We start from the raw sequence: 24,018 nt of genomic DNA, 5'->3' as shown, positions 1-24,018 counted from the left end.
GCCGGCCGCGGTCAGTCCACGGCCTCGCGGTGGGTCACGACCAGCTGGACGGCGTCGCCGCCGCGGTAGTCGTCGGGCTCCAGCCGGTAGGCGATGCGCACCCGATCCGGCGGCGCGATCCCGCGCCACCCGCCGAACTCGATCGCGTTGAGCCTCAGGCCGTCGAGGCCGAGCTCCAGCTTCAGGTGACGCTCGCCGACGACCCGCCAGCCGAGCACGTCGAACTCGCCGTCGAACTGCGGTTCCGGGAACGCCTGCCCCCACGGCCCGCCGTCGCGCAGCGCCTGCGCCGACGCGCGATGGAACTCGTCGCGGGCCAGCGCGCCATCGCTCGGCACGTCGGCCTGCAGCAGCTCCGGCGTCAGCAGCCGCGCGGCGGCCGACTCGAACGCCGCGCGGAACGCGTCCAGCGCGTCGAGGCGCAGGCTCATGCCCGCCGCCATCGCGTGCCCGCCGAAGCGCTCGATCAGGTCGGGATGGCGGGCGGCGACATCGGCCAGCGCGTCGCGGATGTGGAACCCGGGAATCGAGCGCGCCGAGCCACGCAGGGTCGTCGCGCCGGGCTCGGCCGGGGCGAACGCGATCACCGGACGGTGCAGCCGCTCCTTGATTTTCGACGCCACCAGACCGACCACGCCCGGATGCCACTGCGCGTCGAACAGGCACACGGCCAGCGGCGGCGCGGCATCGCCCAGCGCAACCCGCGCCAGCGCCGCCTCGGCCTCGTCGGTCATCTGCTGCTGCACGGCGCGGCGTTCACCGTTGATCTCGTTGAGCAGCGCGGCGATCTCGCGCGCCTGCGCCAGGTCGTCCGTCAGCAGGCACTCGATGCCCAGCGCCATGTCCTCCAGCCGGCCGGCGGCGTTGAGGCGCGGCCCGATCGCAAAGCCGATGTCGGACGCGGTCAGCCGCGCCGCGTCGCGGCCGGCGACCTCGACCAGCGCGCGCAGCCCGGCGCAGCCGTGACCGGCGCGCAGCCGGCGCAGGCCGGCCGACACCAGCGCACGGTTGTTGGCGTCGAGCGGAACCAGGTCCGCGACGGTGCCCACGGCCACCAGGTCGAGCAGCACCGACAGGTCCGGCTGCGGCTCCGGAAGGCGACCGAGCGACCGGAGGTGCCGGCGTAGCGCCAGCAGCACGTAGAACATCACGCCGACGCCGGCCAGCGCCTTGCTCGGGAACGCGTCGCCGCGCTGGTTCGGGTCGACGATCGCGTCCGCCGGCGGCAGGGTCTCGCCAGGCAGGTGGTGGTCGGTCACCAGCACCTGCCACCCCTTCGCCTTGGCCGCGGCGATGCCGGCGTGGCAGGCGATGCCGTGGTCGACGGTCACGATCAGGTCGGGCTGCAGGGCGGCCAGGTCCTCCACCAGCGCCGGCGACAAGCCGTAGCCGTGCACCATCCGGTTCGGCACCGCGTGGGCGACGTTGCGCGCGCCGAGCAGGCGCAGGCCGCGAACGCCCACCGCGCACGCGGTCGCGCCGTCGCAGTCGAAGTCGCCGACGACGACGATGCGGCGGCCATCGGCGATGGCGTCCGCGAGCAGCGCGACGGCGACGTCGAGGCCGCCGAGCGTGTCCGGCGGCAGCAGGTGGGTCAGTTTCGGCTGCGCCGTCTCGAGCGTCGTCGCGCCGCGCGCGGCGTAGACCCGCGCCAGCAGCGGCGGCAGCCCTGGCGGCCACTGCGCCGAATCGGGAACCGGGCGCCGCCGCAGGACCGGTGACGCCACGGGGCCGCGCCCGTCGGGCGTCATGGCGCCGGCGCCAGCGCGCGCAGCGGACGCCGCCAGAAGCGCCAGCGCTGCCGGTGCGCCAGCGTGAACCGCACCCCGTCGGCGAAGTCGAGGATCAGCGCCTCCAGCCGGCCGCTGCGCAGGTCGGCGAGCGCGGGCGTAATCCAGGGCGCCTCGACGTTCCGCCACTGGCGCGCGTCGCGCAGGTCGATCGCGGTGTCGGCTTCCACCGGCGCCCAGCCGTCGCCCGGTGCGGATGCGGTCACGCCGGCGAGCGCGGCGATCGCGTCGAGCGCGTCGTCGCGCGTGACGACCTGCGAGAACGCGCTGCGCACGTGGTCCGGCAGTTGGCTGGCGCCCCAGAACCACAGCGAGTTGATCGCCGGCAGGCCGGCCTGGGCACGCTCGGCGTTGCGCGGGTGGTTGTGCAGCACGACCTGCGCTTCGCTGGCCAGCGCCCGCCATCGACGCGCCTCGGGGCTGCTGTCGGCACTCCCCGGCAGGTGGTCGAACACGTCCGCGCCGAGCGCGTCCTCCGGCGCCGTGAACGCCGGCAGCCGCGCCCCGTGCGCCAGGCGCAGGTACCAGCGCGTGGGCGTCGGCGCGTCGAGCTGGAAGCCGGCGTCGCCGAACAGCGGTCGCAGCGCCGGCAGGAACGCTGCGCTGTCCTCCGGCGTCAGCGACAGCGCCGCGCCGTAGCCGAGCAGTCGCGCCCCGTTGATGTCGGCGCGCACGTGCGCCGGATCGGCGCGCAGCCACGCGCCGTGCGCGGCATCGCCGACGTCACGCTGGCGCGTGGCCGCGGCAGCCGGCCAGCCGCGCGGCAGCACGTCGAGGATGCGCGTGCGCTGGTCGCCGTCGGCGATGGTGCGGTCGGCGCGGCCGAGCGCCTGCGCCAGCGGCTGCGACAGCCCCTGCCCGTCGAACGCGTCGCGGTGCGGGAGCAGCAGCGTGGCGGTCGCCATCGGTCAGCCCTCGTAGCGGACGCCGATGATCTCGTACTCGCGGGTGCCGCCCGGGGCCTCGATGGTCACGCTGTCGCCCTCGTGCTTGCCGATCAGCGCGCGCGCCACCGGCGACGAGATCGCGATCAGTCCCTGCTTGATGTCGGCCTCCAAGTCGCCAACGATCTGGTAGGTCTTCTCTTCGTCGGTTTCGACGTCGGCCAGCTGCACCGTCGCGCCGAACACCACGCGCGAGCCGGCATTGAGCGACGACACGTCGATGACCTGCGCGTGCGACAGCTCGCCCTCGAGCTGCTTGATGCGCCCCTCGATGAAGCCCTGCTGCTCGCGTGCGGCGTGGTACTCGGCGTTCTCCTTGAGGTCGCCGTGCGCGCGCGCCTCGGCGATCGCGTGGATCACGGCCGGCCGCTTGACCGACTTGAGCTCCTCGAGCTCGGCGCGCAGGCGCTGCGCGCCTTTCGAGGTGATGGGTGCTCGCATTGCGGATTCCTTGCTCCGGCTCGACGCCGGTACTGACTGGTCTGGACGCGATTGTGCCCCGGAGGGGCCCACGCGTCATGCGATGACGGTCGCGCGAGATCCGGCATGCACCGGATCCCGCCCCGTTCGTTGATCGCTACGCCGCGCCGTTGACCTGCGCGTGCAGCTCCTGCAGCGACCACACCGGACCCGTGCCGCGGTAGTCGAGTGAGTTCACCAGCGCCCGTGCGCCCGACACCGTCGTCGAGTATGTCAGCCGCTGCTGCAGCGCCTCGCGGCGGATTGAGAACGAGTCGTTGATCGCCTGGCGGCCTTCGGTCGTGTTGATCAGGTAGACGATCTCGCCGTTCTTGATCAGGTCGACGATGTGCGGCCGGCCCTCCGTGACCTTGTTGATCCGCTCGCAGGCCAGGCCGTGCTCGGTCAGGAAGGCGTGCGTGCCGGCGGTGGCGACGATCGAATACCCGCGCGCGACCAGGTCGCGCGCGACGTCGAGCACCCGATGCTTGTCGGGGTCTCGAACCGAGACGAACACCTTGCCGCCGGCGGGCAGCGCCTTGATGCCGCCGGCCTCCTGAGCGCGCGCCATCGCGGCGCCGAAGTTGCGGCCGACGCCCATGACCTCGCCGGTGGAGCGCATCTCCGGGCCGAGGATCGGATCGACCCCCTGGAACTTCGCGAACGGGAAGATCGCTTCCTTGACCGAGTAGTAGTCGGGGATGATCTCGCGGTTCGCGCCCTGCCCGGCCAGCGTCTGGCCGACCATGCAGCGCGCGGCGATCTTCGCCAGCGCCATTCCGGTGGCCTTCGACACGAACGGCACGGTGCGCGAGGCGCGCGGGTTGACCTCGATCAGGTACACGGTGTCGTTGCCGTCGGCGTCGAAGGTGACCGCGAACTGGGTGTTCATCAGCCCGACCACCTTCAGCGCCTTGGCCAGCGCGACCACCTGCGTGCGCAGCTTCTCCTGCACGGCCGGGGTGAGCGAGTACGGCGGCAGCGAGCACGACGAGTCGCCCGAGTGCACGCCGGCTTCCTCGATGTGCTCCATGACGCCGCCGATCAGCACGTTGCCGTCCTTGTCGGCGATCACGTCGACGTCGACCTCGACCGCGTTGTCGAGGAACCGGTCGAGCAGCACCGGCGAGTCGTTCGACACCTTGACCGCATCGCGGATGTAGCGCGTCAGGTCGGCGTCGGAGTGCACGATCTCCATCGCGCGGCCGCCGAGCACGTAGCTCGGGCGCACCACCAGCGGGTAGCCGATCTGCGACGCCAGGCGCAGCGCGTCCTCCGGATTGCGCGCGGTGCGGTTCAGCGGCTGCGCCAGGCCCAGGTCCTGCACCAGCTGCTGGAAGCGCTCGCGGTCCTCGGCCAGGTCGATGCTGTCCGGCGACGTGCCGATGATCGGCACCCCGTTGGCCTCGAGCGCGCGCGCCAGCTTCAGCGGGGTCTGGCCGCCGTACTGCACGATCACGCCCTTGGGCTTCTCCAGGTCGCAGATCTCGAGCACGTCCTCGAGCGTCAGCGGCTCGAAGTACAGCCGGTCGGAGGTGTCGTAATCGGTCGACACGGTCTCCGGGTTGCAATTGACCATGATCGTTTCGTAGCCGTCCTCGCGCAGGGCGAGCGCGGCGTGCACGCAGCAGTAGTCGAACTCGATGCCCTGGCCGATGCGGTTCGGCCCGCCGCCGAGCACGATGATCTTGTCGCGGTCGGTCGGCTGCGCCTCGCACTCGTCCTCGTAGGTCGAGTACATGTAGGCGGTGGTGGTCGCGAATTCGGCTGCGCAGCTGTCCACGCGCTTGTACACCGGGCGCACGCCGAACGCGCGGCGCAGCGTGCGCACCGCGGTCTCGTCGGTGCCGGTCAGCTGCGCGAGGCGCGCGTCGGAGAAGCCCATGCGCTTGAGCGCGCGCATGCGGCGGGCGTCGAGTGCGCCGAGGCCGGCGTCGGCGACGGCCTGCTCGGTGGCGACGATCTGCTCGATCTGGTCGAGGAACCACGGATCGACGAACGACAGCGCGTGGACGTCGTCGACCGACAGGCCGGCGCGGAACGCGTCGCCGATGTGGAACATCCGCTCCGGGCCCGGCTCCTTCAGCTCGCGCTTCAGCGCGGTCAGGCCCTCTTCGCTGGCGAGGTCCAGGCCGGTCGGGTCGAGGCCGACCTTGCCGGTCTCCAGCCCGCGCAGGGCCTTCTGCAGCGACTCCTGGAACGTGCGGCCCATCGCCATGACCTCGCCGACCGATTTCATCTGCGTGGTCAGGCGCGCGTCGGCCTGCGGGAACTTCTCGAACGCGAAGCGCGGGATCTTGGTGACGACGTAGTCGATCGTCGGCTCGAACGACGCCGGCGTGGCGCCACCGGTGATCTCGTTGCGCAGCTCGTCGAGCGTGTAGCCGACGGCGAGCTTGGCGGCGATCTTGGCGATCGGGAAGCCGGTCGCCTTCGACGCCAGCGCCGACGAGCGCGATACGCGCGGGTTCATCTCGATGACGACGACCCGGCCGTTCTGGGCGTTGATGCCGAATTGTACGTTCGACCCGCCGGTATCGACGCCGATCTTGCGCAGGACCGCGATCGACGCGTCCCGCAGCCGCTGGTATTCCTTGTCGGTCAGGGTCTGGGCAGGCGCGACGGTGATCGAGTCGCCGGTGTGCACGCCCATCGCGTCGAAGTTCTCGATCGAGCAGACGATGATGCAGTTGTCCTTGGTGTCGCGGACCACCTCCATCTCGAATTCCTTCCAGCCCAGCACCGATTCCTCGACCAGCACCTCGGTCGTCGGCGACAGCTCTAGGCCGCGGGTCACGATCTCGACCAGCTCCTCGCGGTTGTAGGCGATGCCGCCACCGCTGCCGCCGAGGGTGAAGCTGGGCCGGATGATCGTCGGGTAGCCGACGCGGGTCTGGATCTCCAGCGCCTCCTCGAGCGTCTTGGCGACCGCGGCCTTCGGGCACTCCAGACCGATCTCGGCCATCGCGACGCGGAACAGCTCGCGGTCCTCGGCCATGCGGATGGCCTCGCGCGAGGCGCCGATCAGCTCGACGCCGTACTTCTCGAGCACGCCGTGGTCGGCCAGGTCCAGCGCGCAGTTCAGCGCGGTCTGTCCGCCCATGGTCGGCAGCAGCGCGTCGGGCTTCTCCTTGGCGATGATCTTCTCGACCGTCTGCCAGTTGATCGGCTCGATGTAGACGGCGTCGGCCATGTCCGGGTCGGTCATGATCGTCGCCGGGTTCGAGTTGACCAGGACCACGCGGTAGCCCTCGTCCCGCAGCGCCTTGCACGCCTGCGCGCCGGAATAGTCGAACTCGCAGGCCTGGCCGATCACGATCGGACCGGCGCCGATGATCAGGACGGTCTTGATGTCAGTGCGCTTGGGCATGTCAGCGGCTCTCCATGGAAGCGCGCTCCATCAGCGCAACGAAACGATCGAACAGCGGTGAAACGTCGTGCGGGCCGGGACTGGCTTCGGGGTGGCCCTGGAAGCTGAAGGCCGGCGCGTCGGCCAGCTCGATGCCCTGGTTGGAGCCGTCGAACAGCGAGCGGTGCGTCACGCGCACATTGGCCGGCAGCGTGGCCTCGTCGACAGCGAAGCCGTGGTTCTGCGAGGTGATCATCACCCGGCCGGTCTCCAGGTCCTGCACGGGGTGGTTGGCGCCGTGGTGGCCGAACTTCATCTTCAGCGTCTGCGCGCCGGCCGCGAGGCCGAGGAGCTGGTGGCCGAGGCAGATGCCGAACGTCGGCACCTTCGCGGCGACGAACTCGCGGATCGCGGCGATCGCGTAGTCGCACGGCGCGGGGTCGCCCGGGCCGTTGGACAGGAACACACCGTCGGGCTGCATCGCCAGGACTTCGGCAGCCGGAGTCTGCGCCGGCACCACGGTCACCCGGCAGCCGCGCTCGGCGATCATGCGCAGGATGTTGAGCTTGACGCCGAAGTCGTAGGCGACCACGTGGAAATGCCGGCCCGACGCGTGCGGCGGCGCGCTGGCGAACGCGCTGCGGTCGAGGTCGAGCTGGCCCTCGGTCCACTCGTAGCGTTCGCGCGTGCAGACCTCCTTCGCGAGGTCCATGCCCTTGAGGCCCGGGAACTTGCGCGCGGCCTCGAGTGCGCGGTCGACCTCGATCTCGCCGGCCATCAGCGCGCCGTTCTGCGCGCCACGGTCGCGCAGCAGGCGCGTCAGCTTGCGGGTGTCGATGCCGGCGATCGCGATGACGCCGCGGCGCTGCAGCCACGCCGGCAGCGATTCCTGCGCGCGCCAGTTGCTGTGGCGGCGCGGCACGTCGCGGACGATCAGGCCGGCCGCGAACAGCTGGCGGGCCTCGTCGTCGTCGCCGGTGACGCCGGTGTTGCCGACGTGCGGGTACGTCAACGTGACCAGCTGGCGGGCGTACGACGGGTCGGTCAGGACTTCCTGGTAGCCGGTGATCGCGGTGTTGAACACCACCTCACCGACCGAGAGGCCGGGCGCGCCGACGGATACGCCCTCGAAAACGGTGCCGTCTTCGAGCGCGAGGATTGCGGTTTGGGTCACGGGGTTCGCCTTGGCTGCCGGGGGGTGCTGACCCCGTCCGAAGCGCAGCGCCATCGAAAAACCGGGCTGCAGCAAAGCGCGGACGCGGTGCGGGACCGGTCCAGCGGATGGGGTTCAGGCGAGCGGGAATTCTAGCGACCGGGCGCGCCCAGCGCCAGCCGCGCGTTCACCTCGCGGCCGGCTTCGACTGGGGAAATCGCGCCGATTCGCCGCGCCGGCGCGTTGAATACGGTTGCAGCATGGCGGGTAGCGCCACGCGGCGCGTTCAGGTGAGCAGGTCGCGCACCCGGTACTGGCCAGGCGGACGGCCGACCAGCCGCACGGCGGCGTGCAGCGCACCGCGCGCGAAAATGTCGCGGTTGGTCGCCCGGTGCGTCAGTTCGATGCGTTCGCCGAGCGACGTGAACTGGACCAGGTGCTCGCCGACGATGTCGCCGGCGCGCAGCGAGGCGTAGCGCGGGTTCGCCCCGCCCTGCTCCGCGCACGCGCCGAGCGTCAGGGCCGTGCCCGACGGCGCATCCTGCTTGTGCACGTGGTGCGACTCGACGATGTCGCAGTCCCAGCCCGGCAGCGCGGCGGCCGCGCGCTCGACCAGCTCGCTGAGCACGGCCACGCCTAGGCTGAAATTCGATGCCCACAGCAGCGGGATGCGGCCGGCCGCGGCGGCCATCGCGTCGCGCTGCGCCGGATCGAGCCCGGTCGTGCCGGACACCAGCGCCGCGCCGCGCGACTGGCACAGCGCCAGGATCGCGTTGAAGCCGTCGGGCAGGCTGAAGTCGATCGCGACGTCGAACGCCGGCAGCCCGTCGAGCTCACTGCTGGCGAAGTGCGGCACCCCGTCGACGACGCGCTGCGCGGGCGAGCTGCGCGACACCGCCGCCACCAGCTGCAGGTCGCTGCGCTCGGGCGCCAGGAGCAGCAGCGCCTGGCCCATGCGGCCGCGGGCGCCGTGAATCACGACGCGGGGAACGTTCGATGCCTGGGTCATCGCGGCAGGCTAGCGACCGCGCTGCAGGGCGACAAGCGCCGTGACGCCGCGACGCAGGTCAGTCGACGGTCGCGATCGCCTGGGCCGGCGCCGCCGCCTTCAGGCGGCCGAGCATCTGGTGCATCGCATCGTCGAACGCGGTGTCGGCTTCGCGCAGCTTCATCCGCCCCTGGGCGCACATCGCCGCGAGCTCCTCGGCCGACGCGACCAGCACGCGGATCCCGCGCCGGTTGACGAACAGGATGCGGCCGGAGATCGGGCTGACCCACGAGGCCTTGGCCGGCTCGGTGCGGCCGCTGTCGGACGTCAGCTGCACCCAGGTGCCGATCGGCAAGGTGCGGATCCGCTCGGCCAGCGCCGGGTCGTAGTCGAAGTCGGCCGCGACCGAGAACGGAAGTTCGGGCTCCGGCGCGGCAGCCACGGGCGCCGCCGGCTGCTCCGGCAGGCGGGCCGCGTCGACGGCGACCCGGTTGCCGAGCGCCAGCTGCACCAGCGTGTCGTGCAGGATCGACACCGCCTGCTCGGCGCTGCCGCCGACGCAGCCGGAGCTGGCGAGGATGTCGACCAGCGCCGCGCGATCGAGCGCCGGCAGCCGGTCCGGCGCCTCGCCGAGGTCGGCATGGTCGAACGCGGACAGCAGGCCCATGACCGCGTGCAGCGCCTCGCCGTAGCGGACCGAATCGCGGGTGTCGCGCAGGATCACCTGTGTCAGGTGGTGGTGGGCATACGACGACAGGAAGTCGTCGATCGCCTGCGGCAGTTCGCGGTCGCCGCGGCGCCGTGCCAGGTCCGCGCCGGCCTCGGTGCGTGCCTGGTCGAGGCGTTCGCGTCCGCGCTGCGCATCGGCCGCCCGGCGTTCGCTCAGCTCCACGCGCTTGCGGTGCTGGGCCATGAACGCGCGCAGGTCCTGCTCGAGGGTCTCGAAGATCGCCACGTCCTCGTTGTACTCGGCGACCAGGCGCTCGATCGTGCCGTCGACGCGCTCGAGCAGCTCGCGCTCCTGCGGCGCCTCGCCGTGGTTGCCCTCGCAGGCCTCGGCCACGACGTTCAGGAGCTTGCGCGCCGGATGGACCTTCGACAGGAACAGCCGGCGGTCCTTGACCGCCACCTTGACGTACGGCACCAGCAGCCGGCCGATCTTTCGGCGGACCTGGGGTTCGAAATCGCGCTCGTCGAGCAGCACGTCGAACAGCATGCCGACCAGGTCGACCGCGTCCTCGTCGCCGGCCGACAGGTGCACCTGCTCGCCGCCGACGCCGAAGCGGCGGGCGGCCAGCAGCACCTCGCGGCGCAGCTGCTCGGCGAGGGAACTGCGTCCTTCCTCCAGCACATGGTCGAGCGAGGCCGGCGGCGCGCCCTGCATCCGCGTCAGCACCGTCAGCACCTCGCTGGCCTGCAGGCTCTGGCCGGTGCCGTGGCCAGCGCCGCGCCCGCCGGCCGCGCCGCTGCCGCGACGCCAGTCCTGCAGCATGCCGAGCAGGCTGGCGAACAGGGCCTGCTCGCGCGGGGCGTCGGGCACCTGGTCCCACCCCGCCGGCGCGACGCCCGTCGTCGGCACGGCCTCGACGAACGGCGGTGCCTCGCCCTGCTGGGTCGACGTGAACGCCGGCAGCACGCCGGCCTCCGCCAGCAGTTCGTTCAAGCGCTGGTACAGCGGGTGCAGCGCGACGGCGAGCTCGCGCTCGAGGAATTTGAACAGGACGATGTGCACCGACGTCGACAGCGCCGCCGGGCGCAGCGCATCGCGCAGGGCGCTGGCCAGCGCCAGGGGCCCGACCGGGTTGTCCCGCGGCGGCACCGCGGCGCGCCCGAGCAGCGCGCCCAGCCGGTGCTGCAGCGAATCGAGGGCGGGCGCATGGGCGCGGCCGAGGCGGTCGACCATCTGCTCGTCGGCCAGCTGCTGCTCGAGGGCTTCCTCGTCGACCAGCGACAGCTCCACGCGCGCGCCACCGGCGGCCTCGCCCGACAGCGACAGGCGCCGGTAGGCGGCCAACACCCCGGCCTCGAAATCGCGCGCGATGCCGGCGCGGGCGCGCCGCAGGTCGCGCAGCGACGTCAGCTCGATGCCGTCGCTGCTGCTGGCGCTGCGGTCGAACAGGAAATCGTCGGCGCGCTGCAGCACGCGGTCGAGGGCGGCGACCAACGGCTCGACGGATTGGCGCTGCATCGTGGCCAGCAGCAGGGCCGGGTCGTGGTCCATGGGATGGAAGTGCGCGTCCGATGCGTTCATGGGGTCGACCACGTGGCGTGCGCGCAGTAATCCATGCGCGCGGCCTGCAGGAACCGGGGCGGCGTCACAGTCGACGTCGCGCGGCGCCGACCGGACGGTGCCGGCCGACGACCGGCAGCGCAGCCGCGACGCGCGTTTCTCGAGAGTGCGATCGACCGCCCAGAACGCAGCCGACGTAGGCCGCGCTCGGCGGCGTGGCGCGGCGCCGAGGGCCATGAGCAGCGGCTACTCGCGTCCGTTCCGTTTGCGCCGCGATCCTGGTCGGCACGCGCTGACGGCTCGGCTACGGCAGCCGGTCTCGTGCGCTGCCAGCTCCATGCGACTCGCCGCACCAACCGCCTGAACGAGTTCTTTACCGCGCCTTCACCGCGACCGGATGTCCGCCGGAATTCACTGGCGCGTCCGCTGGGACGGCCCGATCACCACTCGCGGCGCGGACATCCCCTCCCATCCAAAGGAATGCCGCCATGAAGCTGCCCCGCCTCGCCGTCCCCGCGCTGCTCGCCGTCGCGCTCTGTGCTGCCCTGCCCGCCGCCGCCGCTCCCACCGTCAGCACGCTCGGCGGCGACACCCGCGTCACCCTGTCGAGCGAGTTCACCGGCGCCCTCGACACCCTCGGCGTTGCCGTGGCGCCGACGTTCCCGGCGCGCATCGCGCGTGGCCAGGCCGTGTTCCCGATCCCGACCGGCGAGATCGACCTGGCGTCGGCGCGCGGCGAAATCGTCCACAACGGCGGGCTCGACCTGAAGGCCGGCGCGTTGACCGTCAACATCAGCAGCTTCGTGATCGACACGACCGGCGACGCGCCGGTGCTGACCGGCCTGGTCAAGGCCAATGACAGCGTCGTGGCCCGCATCGCGCTGTTCGACCTGGCCCTGGCCAGCGCGCCGCAGGCCCGGCAGCTGCGGCGCTACGGAACGCTGCAGGTCGAAGACGTCGCGGTGACGCTGTCGGCCGAAGCGGCCGCCGCGCTCAACGACGTGTTCGGCGTCACCGCGTTCGCCGCCGGCCTGCCGATCGGCACCGCACGCGTCAGCACGTACTTCTACGAACCCTCGCCGTAACCGCGTTGCGCAAACGAAAGAGCCGCGGTCGATGCCGCGGCTCTTTCGCATTCAATCGCAGGACGCGCGGGATCAGGGCGAGGTCATCCGGTCCCAGAAGCCCTTGACGCCGTCGAGGAATGTCGACGAACGCGGCGAGTGGCGCCGGGCGCCGTCGCCGATGAAGGTCGCCTCGAACCGCTCGAGCAGGTCCCGCTGCTCGGGCGTCAGGTTGACCGGGGTTTCGACGACGACGCGGCAGTACAGATCGCCCGGCGCGCGGCTGCGCACCGACTTGACGCCCTTGTCGCGCAGGCGGAACAGCTTGCCGCTCTGCGTTTCGGCGGGAATCCGCAGCTCGACGTCGCCGCCCAGCGTCGGCACGCGGATGGCATCGCCGAGCGCGGCCTGCGAGATGCGCACCGGCACCTCGCAGTGCAGGTCGTCGCCGTCGCGCTGGAAGATCTCGTGCTCGCGCACGCGCACGTCGACGTACAGATCGCCCGGTGGCGACCCGGCCGGGCCGGCCTCGCCTTCACCCGCGAGGCGGATGCGGTCGCCGTTGTCGACGCCCGCGGGGATCTTGACCTGCAGCGTCTTGGTCCGCTCGACGCGGCCCTGGCCGTGGCAGTCCACGCACGGGTTGGCGATGATCTTGCCGCGCCCGCCGCAGTGCGGGCAGCCCTGCTGCATCGAGAAGATGCCGCGCTGGAAGCGGACCTGGCCGCGCCCCTGACAGGTGTTGCAGGTCTCGAGCTTGCCGTCGGCAGAGCCGCTGCCGTCGCAGACGTCGCACTCGTCGAGCGTCGGGATCTCGATCTGCTTCTCGATGCCGGCCACGGCCTCTTCGAGCGACAGCTCCATCACGTAGCCGACGTCGGCACCGCGCCGCGGCCCGCGCTGGGCGCCGCCGCCGAAGATGTTGCCGAAGATGTCGCCGAAGATGTCACCCATGTCGGCATAGCCGGCACCGCCGCCACCGCCGCCGCCCATGCCGTGCTCGAACGCGGCGTGGCCGTGCTGGTCGTACACGCGGCGCTTGTTCGCGTCGGACAGGACCTCGTACGCCTCCTTGCACTCCTTGAACGAGGCTTCGGCCGAGGCGTCGCCCGGGTTTCGGTCCGGGTGGAACTTCATCGCGCAGCGCCGATAGGCCTTCTTCAGCTCCTCGTCGCTGGCATTGCGGGCCACGCCCAGCACTTCGTAGTAGTCGCGTTTGCTCATCGGGCCGGGTTCGTGATTCGTGGATCGTCAGGTGCGGGGAACGACGGCGGGTCGGGTCCAAACGGCGGAAGGAGCGGTCGACCGCCCCGCTCCTTCCAGGCCCCGATCCCTAAGGGCTTATCACGGCTTCTGGTCGTCCTTGACCTCGGTGAACTCCGCGTCGACCACGTCGTCGGCCTTCGCGCCCGCGCTCGGGCCGGAGTCGTCGCCGCCCGATGCCTGGCCGGCCGACGCGGCGGCGAACAGCGACTGCGCCGCTTCCTCGAGCGCCTTCGACTTGGCCTCGATCTGGCCCTTGTCGTCGCCCTTCATCGCCGTCTCGAGCTCGGCGATCGCGCCCTCGGTGCGGCCGATCACGTCGCCCGGCACCTTGTCGCCGTGCTCCTTGATCGCACCGCGCGCGGTGTGGATCAGGCCGTCGGCGAGGTTGCGGGCCTGCACGAGGTCGTGGAACTTCTTGTCCTCCTCGCGGTTGGCCTCGGCATCGGCGACCATCTTGGCGATCTCTTCCTCGCTCAGGCCCGAGCCGGCCTTGATCTCGACCTTCTGCTCCTTGCCGGTCTTCTTGTCCTTGGCGGTCACGTGGACGATGCCGTTGGCGTCGATGTCGAACGACACCTCGACCTGCGGCATGCCGCGCGGCGCCGGCTCGATGCCCGACAGGTCGAAGCGCGCCAGCGACTTGTTGTAGCGGGCCTGCTCGCGCTCACCCTGCAGCACGTGCACGGTGACGGCCGACTGGTTGTCCTCGGCGGTCGAGAAGGTCTGCGACGCCTTGGTCGGCACCGTGGTGTTCTTCTCGATGATCTTGGTGAACACGCCACCGAGGGTCTCGATGCCGAGCGACAGCGGGGTCACGTCGAGCAGCAGCACGTCCTTGACGTCGCCGGCCAGCACGCCGCCCTGGATCGCCGCGCCGACGGCGACGGCTTCGTCCGGGTTGACGTCCTTGCGCGGCTCCTTGCCGAAGAACTCGGCCACGGCCTGCTGCACCTTCGGCATGCGGGTCTGGCCGCCGACGAGGATCACCTCGGTGACCTCGGAGTTGCGCAGGCCGGCGTCGTTGAGCGCGATGCGGCACGGCTCGATCGTCTTCTTGACCAGGTCGTCGACCAGCGCCTCGAGCTTGGCCCGGGTCAGCTTGATGTTCAGGTGCTTCGGGCCCGACGCGTCGGCGGTGACGTACGGCAGGTTGACGTCGGTCTGCTGGGCGCTCGACAGCTCGATCTTGGCGCGCTCGGCCGCGTCCTTCAGGCGCTGCAGCGCCAGCGGGTCCTTGCGCAGGTCGATGCCCTGCTCGCGCTGGAACTCCTCGACGAGGTAGTCGATGACGCGCTTGTCGAAGTCCTCGCCACCGAGGAAGGTGTCGCCGTTGGTCGACAGCACCTCGACCTGCATCTCGCCGTCGACCGAGGCGATCTCGATGATCGACACGTCGAACGTGCCGCCGCCGAGGTCGTACACGGCCACCTTGCGGTCGCCGCCCTTCTTGTCGAGGCCGTAGGCCAGCGCGGCCGCGGTCGGCTCGTTGATGATGCGCTTGACGTCGAGGCCGGCGATCTTGCCGGCGTCCTTGGTCGCTTGGCGCTGGCTGTCGTTGAAGTACGCCGGCACGGTGATGACCGCCTCGGTGACGGTCTCGCCCAGGTAGGCCTCGGCGGTCTTCTTCATCTTGGCCAGCACTTCAGCCGAGATCTGCTGCGGCGCCATCTTCTTGCCGTCGGCGGTCGAGACCCACGCGTCGCCGTTCTCGTGCGCGACGATGCCGTACGGGACCAGGTCGAGGTCCTTCTGCACTTCGGCGTCGGTGAACTTGCGGCCGATCAGGCGCTTCACTGCGAAGAAGGTGTTCTTCGGATTGGTCACCGCCTGGCGCTTGGCCGAGGCGCCGACGAGGATCTCGCCGTCCTTCGTGTACGCGACGATCGACGGCGTGGTGCGGTCGCCCTCGGCGTTCTCGATGACCTTGACGTTGCCGCCTTCCATGATCGCCACGCACGAGTTGGTCGTGCCGAGGTCGATACCGATGATCTTGCCCATTGTCTGCTCCCTCAAGATTTCGAATGCTGGGGCGGTCTTGCCGCCGATGTGCGCTATCTGGGGCCCAAGCCCTTGGGTTCAAGGGCCCCGGGCCGCCGGGTTCAGTCGTGCCTGGCGACGACGACGAGCGCCGGACGCAGCAGCCGGTCGTTCAGCAGCCAGCCCTTCTGGTACACCTGCACGACGTGGCCGGGCGCGTGCTCGGCGCTGTCGACCATGCTCATCGCCTGGTGCTGTTCGGGGTTGAAGGCCTCGCCCACCGGCTGGATCGGCGTCAGCCCGTGGTCGGCGGCGACCTTCAGCAGCTGGCGCAGCGTCAGCTCCATGCCGTCGCGCACCGCGCCGGCGTCGTTGCCGGCCAGGCCGAGGCCGGCTTCGAGGCTGTCGATCACCGGCAGCAGGTCGCCGAGCAGGCGCTCGTTGGCGAACTTGCGCGCCATCTCGACGTCGCGCGCCAGCCGCTTGCGCTGGTTGTCCAGTTCGGCCCGCTCGCGCAGCGAGTCCTCGCGCAGCTGCGCGACTTCGGCGCGGGCGGCCTCGAGTTCGGCGTTCAGAGGGTTGGCGGCAGCGCCGGCGTCGACGGCCGCGTCGGCGGCCTGCTGCATCGGTTCGGTGGTCATGCGTCCTGGGGTCCTGGCCCGCCCCGGCCATCGGGGCGCAACCCAACCGCAATGGGGCCGCGTGGAACGCTTTCAAGGCGGGCGTGCGTCCGCCGGCGCCCGATCCGGCCTGCCCTATTCCGCCTGGATGGCCGCGCCGAGGGCGTCGGCCGCCGCCTGCACGACCGGGATCACCCGGTCGTAGGCCATCCGGGTCGGGCCGATGACCCCGAGCACGCCGAGCACCCGCCCGCCGGCGGTGTACGGGGCCGTCACCAGCGAGACGCCTTCGAGCGGCGCGAGGCCGGTTTCCTCGCCGATGAAAATGCGCACGCCCGGGGCCTGCACCGTCCGTTCGAGCAGCTGCAGGATCTCGCGCTTGCGGGCGAACGCCTCGAACAGCTCGCGCAGGCGGTCGAGGTCGGCCAGCTCCTGCACGCCCATCAGCCGGGTCTGCCCGGCCAGCACCATGTCCTCCTCGCCCGGCTCGAGCACCTGCTCGGCCAGCTCGATCGAATGGCTCAGCAGCGTCTCCATCTCGCTCTGCGCGCTGCGCAGGTCGTTCAGCAGCGTGCTGCGGATCTCCGCGACCGGGCGCCCGGCGAAATGGGTGTTGAGGTAGTTGGCGACCCGCTCGAGCTCGCCGGCCTCGAACGCGCGGCGGGTGTGGATCATCCGGTTCTGCACGTCGTTGTCGGCGAACACCAGAATCGCCAGCACCCGCTGGCCATCGAGGGGCACGAAGTCGATCCGGCGGAACGCGAACTGCCCGCGCTGCGGCACGCTGACCACGCCGACGAAGTGGGTCATCGCCGACAGCAGCTCGGACGCGCTGCCGAGCAGCGCCTGGGTGCCCGAGCCGGTCGGCAGCTCGCCACGCAGCCGGGCCAGGTCGCCTTCCGGCAGCGGGCGCACCTGCAGCAGCGAATCGACGAACAGCCGGTAGCCCTGCGCCGTCGGGATGCGCCCGGCCGACGCGTGCGGCGCGCTGAGCAGGCCGACGTCCTCGAGGTCGGACAGGATGTTGCGGATCGTCGCCGCACTGACGTCCAGCCCGGCGTGGCGGGCCAGCGTCTGCGAGCCGACCGGCTCGCCGCTCTGGATGTAGCGGCCGATCAGCGTGCGCAGCAGCTGGCGCGCGCGCGGGTCGAGGCTGGGGTCGGCGGGTTTGCGGCTCATCGCCGGCGAGTTAAGCGCCGCGACCCGCCCTGCGCAAGCGCCGCGCGCCGGTCGCGCCCGCTGAGACGCCGCGCCGCTACCAAGCCGCAACCCCGGCAAGGCACAATCGCGCCCCAATGCTCGTCCATCTCTCCCTCAAGCACTTCGCCGTCGTCAGCGAGGCCGAACTGGCCTTCGGACCCGGCCTGACGGTCATCTCCGGCGAAACCGGCGCCGGCAAGTCGCTGCTGGTCGACGCGCTCGGGCTGCTGTCGGGCCTGCGCGCGGACAGCGGCGTGGTCCGTCACGGCGCCGATCGCGCCGAGGTCGCCGCGCAGTTCCGCCTCGACGACGTGCCGGCGGCGCGCGCCTGGCTGGCCGAGAACGAACTCGACGACGACGGCGACTGCCAGCTGCGACGGATCGTCCGCGCCGACGGCGGCTCGAAGGCGTGGATCAACGGGCGTCCGGTCACGCTGGGCCAGCTGTCGGAGCTCGCCTCGACCCTCGTTGAGATCCACGGCCAACACGAGCACCAGGCGCTGATGGCGCGGCCGAGCCAGCTCGCGCTCCTCGACGCGTTCGGGCGCAACGAAGTCGAACTGGCCGCGGTCCGCCGCGCCGCCGACGACTGGCAGGCGCTGCAGCGCGAGCGCGAGCGCCTGTCGGCCCAGGGCGACGTGTCCGAGCGCATCGACTGGCTCGGCCACCAGCACGCCGAGCTCGACCGCGAGACGCTCGAGCCGGAGTCCATTGCCAAGCTCAACGCCGATCAGCGCCGGCTGGCCCACGCCGCCGGCCTGATCGCCGCGTGCGAGGGCGCGTTTGCCCGCCTCGGCGGCGACGACGCGCCGTCGCTGTCGCGCGCGCTGCAGCAGGTGCGCGCCGAACTGCAGCGCGTGGCCGAGCACGAGCCGCGCCTGCTCGAGGTCGACGCCATGCTCGATGCCGCCGCGATCCAGGTCGACGAGGCGCTGGTGCTGCTCGACCGCGTGCGCGGCGACCTCGATGTCGACCCCGAGGCGTTCGACGGCCTCGAACGGCGGATGGGCCGCCTGCACGAACTCGCCCGCAAGCACCGGGTCGCGCCGGAGCAGCTGGCCGAGCGCCGCGACGCGATCGCCGCCGAGCTCGACGAGCTGCGCGGCGCGGGCGTGCGGCTGGCGTCGCTCGACGTCGAGCTGGAGCGCGCGCGTTCCGCGTGGCGCAGCGCCGCCGATGTACTCGGCGCGCGCCGCCGCGAGGCCGCACGCGCGCTGTCCGACGCCACCACTGCGCTCATCGACGAGCTAGGCATGGGCGGTGGTCGCTTCGAGATCGCGATCGAGCCGCTCGACACCGACCGGCCGGACCCGGCCGGCGGGGAGCGCGTGGAGTTCCTCGTCGCCGCCAACCCCGGGCAACCGGCCAAGCCGCTGCGCAAGGTCGCCTCCGGCGGCGAACTGTCGCGCATCTCGCTGGCGATCGAAGTTGCCGCACTGGGCCTCGATGCGGTTGCGACGATGGTGTTCGACGAGGTCGACACTGGCATCGGCGGCGCGGTCGCCGACATCGTCGGGCAGAAGCTGCGCGCCCTCGGCGAGAGCCGGCAGGTCCTGTGCGTGACCCACCTGCCGCAGGTCGCCGCGCAGGGCCATGCGCACTACCGCGTCAGCAAGTCCGCGAGCGAGGGCGTCACGCTGAGCTCGGTGCAGGCGCTCGACCGCAAGCAGCGCGAAGAAGAGATCGCGCGGATGCTCGGCGGCGTCGAACTCAGCCGCGAGGTGCGCGCGGCGGCCAGGCGCCTGCTCGCGGACGTCAGCTAGCCGATTTCGGCACGCGCGCCGGCGGCGTGCTCAGCGATCGGCGAGCGCGGTGAACTGCAGGGCGCGGTGCGCGGTGATGCCGGCTCGCTGCTCGTCCTCAAGTGGATGGCCCGTGTCGACCAGCCGGAAGGTCGGGCGGGTCGCGTCGTGCAGCTGCACGAGCACCTCGAGCCCGCGCGTGCTGTCCTCGAACAGCCGCGGCAGCTCGTTGGCCAGCACGCCGGGGAACGCCGGCACCCGGTCGTTGCCGGTGCCGTCCCACATCTGCCGGGCCATCCGCCAGTCGTGCTCGGCCAGCTCGGCCCACGCGCCGATGCAGTACGTTTCGCCGCCGTCGACGACCTTCATCGGCAGCAGCCCGCGCACGAACAGCCGCGTCGACCCGATCGCGCAGAAGTGGCGCTCGCAGAACGTGTCGGGCGACGCACGCTGCGCGGGCTTCAGCGCGGCGTAGGCGTCCGGGAACGTGAATGCGAACTCGGACGTGGCGCGCGACACCATCTCGCCACAGCAGGAACAGCGGATCGTCGTCTCGCCCATGGTCGGTCGGCTCCGGCGTTCAGCGCTTCTTGCGCACGTACAGCACCAGCGAATGCTCTTCGATGTCGTAGCCGTGCTTGGCCGCGATCCTGCGCTGCAGGTCCTCGATCTCGGGGCTCTCGAACTCGATGATCTTGCCGGTGTCGATGTCGACCATGTGGTCGTGGTGGTGGCCGCGATCGAGCTCGTACACCGACTGCCCGGCCTCGAAGTTGTGCTTGAGCACCAGCCCGGCGGCCTCGAACTGGGTGAGCACGCGGTATACCGTCGCCAGCCCGATGTCCTCGCCCTGCTCGAGCAGGTGGCGGTAGATGTCCTCGGCCGTCATGTGCCGCGGCTTGGCCTGCTCCAGCAGCTCGAGGATGCGCACGCGCGGGTGCGTCACCTTGAGGCCGGCATTGCGCAAGTCTTGCGATTCCATCGGGGCTCCTTGGCGGTGCGCGGCGCCGGTCGGACGCATCGCGCGGGGTCGGCGCAGCGCGCCTTCCAGGGGCTCAACGCCGCATGAACGCGCGCGGCGCGCGGGTGCGGCGAAGCTGCGCCAGTGTATCATCGGCCCCCTGTCCTTCCGTTGCGGACCCCGATGCGCACGCTCCTGCCGAAGCTCCTGCCGCTCCTCATTGCCGCCTCGGTGACCACCGGTTGCGGCATCGTCTACAAGCAGCCGATCTACCAGGGCAACCTGCTGGAGAAGGCCAACGTCGACCAGCTGCAGGCCGGCATGGACAAGCAGCAGGTGCTGCTGCTGCTCGGCACACCGTCGGTGCAGGACCCGTACCACCCGGAGCGCTGGGACTACACCGCGACGCAGCGTACCGGCCGCCTCGGCCGCACCGAAACGAAGAACTTCACGCTGTTCTTCGAAGGCGACACGCTCGCCCGCTGGGAAGGCGATTACTTCGCCGAGCAGGACGAGGAACTGGCCCGCACGTCGGTCCGCCAGTTCGGTCCGAACCTGGCCAAGGACAAGGACAAGAAGCGCCGCCCGCCGGCGCGCTGAACGCCCCGTCCGGCGATCCATCCAGACGATCCATCCAGCGCGGCTTCGGCCGCGCTTTTCGTTTAGGGCGCGACAGCGGCCGCGCGTGGCGCAGCGACTCAGCGCGGGGTCGGTGGCGCCTTCAGCGGGCGCGCCTGCGCGCGCCGGCGCCGTGCTTCCTTGGGGTCGACCACGAGCGGCCGCAGGCATTCGATCCGGTCGCCGTCGCGCAGTTCGGTGTCGCGGGTCGCGCGCACGCCGAACACCGCATGGCCGTCGACGGCGGGGTCGTCGTCCCAGCCCGCCTGCGCCAGCGCGTCGCCGAGGCGCGCGCCCTCGGGCAGATCGAGTTCGACCTGCTCGAAGCGCCGCGGCCAGGCGCGGATCAGCGTCACCTTCACGCCAGCGGCCGGTCCACGACGTCGTCCGGATCCCGGTCGGCGACCCGGACGAAGTCGTCGACCATGCGATCGGCCAATCCCTGGAAACCCAGCGCCATGGCCGGCGCCAGCAGCCGGACCTTCGGTTCGACGTCGAGCGTCAGCGTCACCTTGCATGCGGACTCGTCGAGCGCGTGGAACTGCCAGCGCCCGGTCAGGCTGCGGAACGGCCCGTCGACGAGCTTCAGGTCGATGTGGTGCGGCGGCACCAGCGTGTTCTCGGTCGTGAACCAGGTGCGCAACGACCCCAGCCCGAGCTCGAGGCGGGCCACCATCCGCGACTCGCTCGATTCGAGCACCTCGGCGGCATCGCACCAGTCGAAGCGCCGCGGGTAGGCGGCCACGTCGTTGACCAGCGCGAACATGCGCGCGGCGGAGTGCTCGACGAGCGCGGAGCGACGGATCGTGGGCATGGGGGTTGGCCGGCTCGCCCTCGCCCCGTCGATCGGGGACAATGGCGCGATGGCAAAGACTTCCAGCGGTAAAGGCGGCAAGGATAAAGGAAAGGCGGGGGGCGGCGGCACCATCGCGCTGAACAAGCGCGCGCGCCACGACTACCACTTCGAGGAGAAGTACGAAGCCGGGCTGTCGCTGCAGGGCTGGGAGCTGAAGTCGATCCGCGCCGGGCGCGCCAACATCACCGAAGCCTACGCCGTGATCCGCAACGGCGAGCTGTTCCTGTTCGGCGCGCAGATCACGCCGCTGATCTCGGCCTCGTCGCACGTGGTCGCCGAGGAGCGCCGCACCCGCAAGCTGCTGCTGCACCGGCACGAGATCGACAACCTGATCGGCCGCGTCCAGCGCGACGGCTACACGATCGTGCCGACCGCGCTGTACTGGAAGGCCAACAAGGTCAAGGCGGAGATCGCGCTGGCCAAGGGCAAGCAGACCCACGACAAGCGCGCGACCAGCAAGGACCGCGACTGGGCCATCGAGAAGCAGCGCGTGATGCGCCGGCACAACAAGAACGCCTGATTAGGACGCGATCCCCGCCGGCGGGCCGACGCTGGCGTCAGGGCCCGATGTCGGGCCCCGGCAGGGTGAACCAGAACGTCGCGCCCTCGCCTTCCTGGCCCTCGGCGCGGATCGTGCCGCCGTGGCGCTCGACGATCCGCCGCACCGATGCCAGCCCGATCCCGTGGCCGGCGAACTCGCCCTGTGCGTGCAGGCGCTGGAACGGGCGGAACAGCTTCTCGACGTACGCCTGGGGAAACCCGGCGCCGTTGTCGCGGACGAAATACTCGGTGACCCCGCCCCGTTCCGTGCGCTGCCCCACTTCGATCACCGCCGGCCGCCGGTCGCGGGTGAACTTCCACGCGTTCTCGATGAGGTTGCCGAGCAGGTTGCGCAGCAGCGTCGGATCGCCATGCACGTGCAGTCCGGTGGCGATGCGCGCCTCCACCTCGCGGTCCGGCTCGCCCATCCGCAGCTCGTCGATGAGCTCCTGCGCGATGCGTCCGAGATCGACCGGTTCGGGATTGATCGCCGAACGGCCGACGCGCGACATCTTCAGCATCGCCTCGATCAGCTCGGCCATGCGCCCCGCCGCGCCACGGACACGCGCGAGGTAATCGCGGCCGGCGTCGTCGAGCAGCGCGTCGTAGCGCTCGGCGAGGATGCGGCTGAACCCGTCGATCGCGCGCAGCGGCGCGCGCAGGTCGTGCGACACGCTGTAGGCGAACGTTTCCAGCTCCTGGTTGGCGTGGCTGAGCTCGCGCGTGCGCAGGGCGACGCGCGCCTCGAGCGTGCGGTTGAGCGCGTGCACGCGCGCCTCCGCGCGCAGCCGCTCGGTCACGTCCTCGACTTGGACCAGCTCGGCGATGTCCTGGCCGACGTTGCCGGGCACCGGCGCGAACGTCAGCTGGGCCTGCCGCGGTGCACCGTGCTGGTGGCGCAGCCTCCGGGTCACGCGACGCGCGCCCTCGGCATCGACGCGCTCGCGTTCGGCAGGCGGCCGCTCGCCGGTGTCGTCCTCGAACAGCCGATCGAAACGCAGGCCGACCATCGACTCCGGCGCGCGCCCGACGATGCGCCCCAGCGCCGGGTTGGCCTCGACGATGCGGCCATCGCTGTCGAGCAGCGCCTTGCCGATGGCCGAGTAGTGCATCGCGCTGCGGAAGCGGCGCTCGCTGCGCCGGTAGTCCTCGGTCATGCGCCGGGCGATGCGATTGGCCCGGAATTCCGTCTGCGCGAGCGTCCACGCCAGTGCGAACAGCAGCAGCGAAACGAAGATTCCCAGCAGCAACAGGTTTCGCAGCTCGCCGATCTGCGGCGCCGCGCTTGCCAGTGGCGGAGATTCGAACTCGACGCGCCACGCGCGCCCATAGGCGTCGAGCGGTGCGCTGTGGTGGAAGGCCGGCGGCTCGCCGGCTACCGGCGGTGGGCCGTGCTCTATCAGCGTCGCCGTGCCGCCGTCGGAGACGTCGATGATGCGGAAGCGCATGTCCCCGTGCAGTCCGCCCAGCGAGGTCTCCACGAACGTGTCGGGATGGAACGGCAGGTACACCCACCCCTGCGCCTGCGCGCGGCGCGCCGCGGCTGCTCGCGGCACCCCGCCCCCGGCGTACACCGGCAGGTACATCAGCAGGCCGACGCGATCGCGCCCGATGTCCTGCACCAGCTCGACGGGTCCGGTCAGCTGCGCTGTACCGGTTTCGATCGCGGCGGCCATCGCGGCGCGGCGCACTGGCTCGGCGTACATGTCATAGCCGAGCGCGGCGACGTTCTCGATCGTCCGCGGTTCGAGGTAGAGGACCGGACCGTAGACGGGACGAATGCCGTGCGGGCGCACGTCGAGCTCGCCGTAGCCGGCTTTCCGCCACTCGAGCTGGAGGTCGACGAGCCGCGGCCCGGGGATGTACCCGGCGAACCCGAGTCCGACCAGCGCCGGGAAGCGATCGCCGATCGCCATGCCGTCGACGTAGTCCCGCCACTGGCGCGGCGTCGGCCGGGCCACCGACGCGAACAGCGAGGCACCGCCGCGCGCGACCAGCTCGTACTTCACCAGCCGCTGCCGGAGCTGCTCCATGACCTCGCCGGTGCGTCCGACGAACTCGGCCTCCGCTGCCAGTCGCTGCTGGCCGCGCGCCTGCAGCCACGCGGCGAACACCAGCGCGAGCGACACCAGCAGGACGCCGACCGCGAGCACGTAGCCACGGCGGGGCATCCCGACGTGAGCGTCGTCCGTCGAATCGAGCGTGTCGTCCGTGGGCTCCATCGCCGCAGCATACAAGCCGCGGCGATCTCGCACGAACGC

20 protein-coding genes are annotated in these 24,018 nt (G+C 71.4%); 4 read left to right on the top strand and 16 right to left on the bottom strand.

From position 1 onward, the window contains the following. Window positions 1–11: 11 nt before the first annotated feature. From recJ to D3A60_RS08020, 7 genes are all read right to left on the bottom strand, one after another. A complete protein-coding gene (recJ, locus tag D3A60_RS08050) occupies window positions 12–1,751 on the bottom strand; it encodes a single-stranded-DNA-specific exonuclease RecJ (protein ID WP_119718180.1) in 1,740 nt (579 codons plus the stop codon). Continuing rightward, complete coding sequence (locus D3A60_RS08045) at window positions 1,748–2,695, bottom strand: phosphoglycerate mutase (protein ID WP_119718179.1); 948 nt, start codon at window positions 2,693–2,695, stop codon at window positions 1,748–1,750. The genes recJ and D3A60_RS08045 overlap by 4 nt, the downstream gene beginning before the upstream one ends. Window positions 2,696–2,698: 3 nt before the next feature. After that, complete coding sequence (gene greA / locus D3A60_RS08040; RefSeq protein ID WP_119718178.1) at window positions 2,699–3,175, bottom strand: transcription elongation factor GreA; 477 nt, start codon at window positions 3,173–3,175, stop codon at window positions 2,699–2,701. Window positions 3,176–3,311: 136 nt separating this feature from the next. Next, window positions 3,312–6,563 (bottom strand): carbamoyl-phosphate synthase large subunit, encoded by a 3,252-nt coding sequence (carB, locus tag D3A60_RS08035; RefSeq protein WP_119718177.1) that lies wholly within the window; start codon window positions 6,561–6,563, stop codon window positions 3,312–3,314. A gap of 1 nt (window position 6,564) precedes the next feature. Next, entirely contained in the window at window positions 6,565–7,716 is a 1,152-nt protein-coding gene (carA, locus tag D3A60_RS08030; RefSeq protein ID WP_119719034.1) for a glutamine-hydrolyzing carbamoyl-phosphate synthase small subunit, read from the bottom strand. A gap of 265 nt (window positions 7,717–7,981) precedes the next feature. Continuing rightward, window positions 7,982–8,704, bottom strand: a complete 723-nt coding sequence (dapB, locus tag D3A60_RS08025; protein WP_119718176.1) for a 4-hydroxy-tetrahydrodipicolinate reductase — start codon at window positions 8,702–8,704, stop codon at window positions 7,982–7,984. A 58-nt stretch (window positions 8,705–8,762) separates the two neighbouring features. Beyond that, window positions 8,763–10,934 carry a DUF1631 family protein gene (locus D3A60_RS08020; RefSeq protein WP_157981431.1) on the bottom strand — a complete coding sequence of 724 codons (2,172 nt, stop codon included), beginning with the start codon at window positions 10,932–10,934 and terminating at the stop codon, window positions 8,763–8,765. Between the two features lie 467 nt (window positions 10,935–11,401). Here D3A60_RS08020 and D3A60_RS08015 point away from each other — a divergent pair, with 467 nt between their 5' ends. Continuing rightward, window positions 11,402–11,998, top strand: coding sequence for a hypothetical protein (locus D3A60_RS08015; RefSeq protein WP_119718174.1), 597 nt, complete (start codon window positions 11,402–11,404; stop codon window positions 11,996–11,998). 72 nt (window positions 11,999–12,070) lie between these two features. On the opposite strand, the gene dnaJ is transcribed toward D3A60_RS08015, so the two are convergent. The 4 genes from dnaJ to hrcA all read right to left on the bottom strand — a co-directional run bounded on the left by dnaJ (window position 12,071) and on the right by hrcA (window position 17,019). Further along, window positions 12,071–13,201: a molecular chaperone DnaJ gene (gene dnaJ / locus D3A60_RS08010; RefSeq protein ID WP_119718173.1), complete on the bottom strand. Its 1,131-nt coding sequence runs from the start codon at window positions 13,199–13,201 to the stop codon at window positions 12,071–12,073. A 120-nt stretch (window positions 13,202–13,321) separates the two neighbouring features. Continuing rightward, window positions 13,322–15,241, bottom strand: coding sequence for a molecular chaperone DnaK (gene dnaK / locus D3A60_RS08005; RefSeq protein WP_119718172.1), 1,920 nt, complete (start codon window positions 15,239–15,241; stop codon window positions 13,322–13,324). A gap of 101 nt (window positions 15,242–15,342) precedes the next feature. Continuing rightward, complete coding sequence (gene grpE / locus D3A60_RS08000; RefSeq protein ID WP_119718171.1) at window positions 15,343–15,861, bottom strand: nucleotide exchange factor GrpE; 519 nt, start codon at window positions 15,859–15,861, stop codon at window positions 15,343–15,345. Between the two features lie 114 nt (window positions 15,862–15,975). Beyond that, entirely contained in the window at window positions 15,976–17,019 is a 1,044-nt protein-coding gene (gene hrcA / locus D3A60_RS07995) for a heat-inducible transcriptional repressor HrcA (protein ID WP_119718170.1), read from the bottom strand. 116 nt (window positions 17,020–17,135) lie between these two features. Here hrcA and recN point away from each other — a divergent pair, with 116 nt between their 5' ends. After that, complete coding sequence (gene recN, locus D3A60_RS07990) at window positions 17,136–18,803, top strand: DNA repair protein RecN (protein ID WP_119718169.1); 1,668 nt, start codon at window positions 17,136–17,138, stop codon at window positions 18,801–18,803. Window positions 18,804–18,833: 30 nt separating this feature from the next. On the opposite strand, the gene D3A60_RS07985 is transcribed toward recN, so the two are convergent. Together D3A60_RS07985 and fur are read right to left on the bottom strand one after the other, a co-directional pair. Then, entirely contained in the window at window positions 18,834–19,343 is a 510-nt protein-coding gene (locus D3A60_RS07985) for a DUF2199 domain-containing protein (protein WP_119718168.1), read from the bottom strand. A 19-nt stretch (window positions 19,344–19,362) separates the two neighbouring features. Then, window positions 19,363–19,764 carry a ferric iron uptake transcriptional regulator gene (gene fur / locus D3A60_RS07980; RefSeq protein WP_119718167.1) on the bottom strand — a complete coding sequence of 134 codons (402 nt, stop codon included), beginning with the start codon at window positions 19,762–19,764 and terminating at the stop codon, window positions 19,363–19,365. A 162-nt stretch (window positions 19,765–19,926) separates the two neighbouring features. Here fur and D3A60_RS07975 point away from each other — a divergent pair, with 162 nt between their 5' ends. Further along, window positions 19,927–20,343: an outer membrane protein assembly factor BamE gene (locus tag D3A60_RS07975; protein ID WP_119718166.1), complete on the top strand. Its 417-nt coding sequence runs from the start codon at window positions 19,927–19,929 to the stop codon at window positions 20,341–20,343. 98 nt (window positions 20,344–20,441) lie between these two features. Here the strand turns inward: D3A60_RS07975 and D3A60_RS07970 are convergent, their stop codons facing one another. Together D3A60_RS07970 and D3A60_RS07965 are read right to left on the bottom strand one after the other, a co-directional pair. Beyond that, window positions 20,442–20,723 (bottom strand): RnfH family protein, encoded by a 282-nt coding sequence (locus D3A60_RS07970; RefSeq protein ID WP_119718165.1) that lies wholly within the window; start codon window positions 20,721–20,723, stop codon window positions 20,442–20,444. Further along, a complete protein-coding gene (locus D3A60_RS07965) occupies window positions 20,720–21,175 on the bottom strand; it encodes a type II toxin-antitoxin system RatA family toxin (protein WP_119718164.1) in 456 nt (151 codons plus the stop codon). Before D3A60_RS07965 ends, D3A60_RS07970 begins: the two co-directional genes overlap by 4 nt. A gap of 49 nt (window positions 21,176–21,224) precedes the next feature. Here D3A60_RS07965 and smpB point away from each other — a divergent pair, with 49 nt between their 5' ends. Continuing rightward, the gene (gene smpB, locus D3A60_RS07960) at window positions 21,225–21,737 is read left to right on the top strand and encodes an SsrA-binding protein SmpB (RefSeq protein ID WP_119718163.1); all 513 of its coding nucleotides are present in this window, start codon (window positions 21,225–21,227) and stop codon (window positions 21,735–21,737) included. A 37-nt stretch (window positions 21,738–21,774) separates the two neighbouring features. Here the strand turns inward: smpB and D3A60_RS07955 are convergent, their stop codons facing one another. Continuing rightward, window positions 21,775–23,979: a CHASE domain-containing protein gene (locus D3A60_RS07955; protein ID WP_119718162.1), complete on the bottom strand. Its 2,205-nt coding sequence runs from the start codon at window positions 23,977–23,979 to the stop codon at window positions 21,775–21,777. Window positions 23,980–24,018: the final 39 nt, after the last annotated feature.

Source organism: Cognatilysobacter tabacisoli (genome assembly GCF_003586305.1).
GTDB classification, from domain to species: Bacteria; Pseudomonadota; Gammaproteobacteria; order Xanthomonadales; family Xanthomonadaceae; genus Cognatilysobacter_A; species Cognatilysobacter_A tabacisoli.
This window is presented reverse-complemented; position numbering and strand designations above follow the sequence as displayed.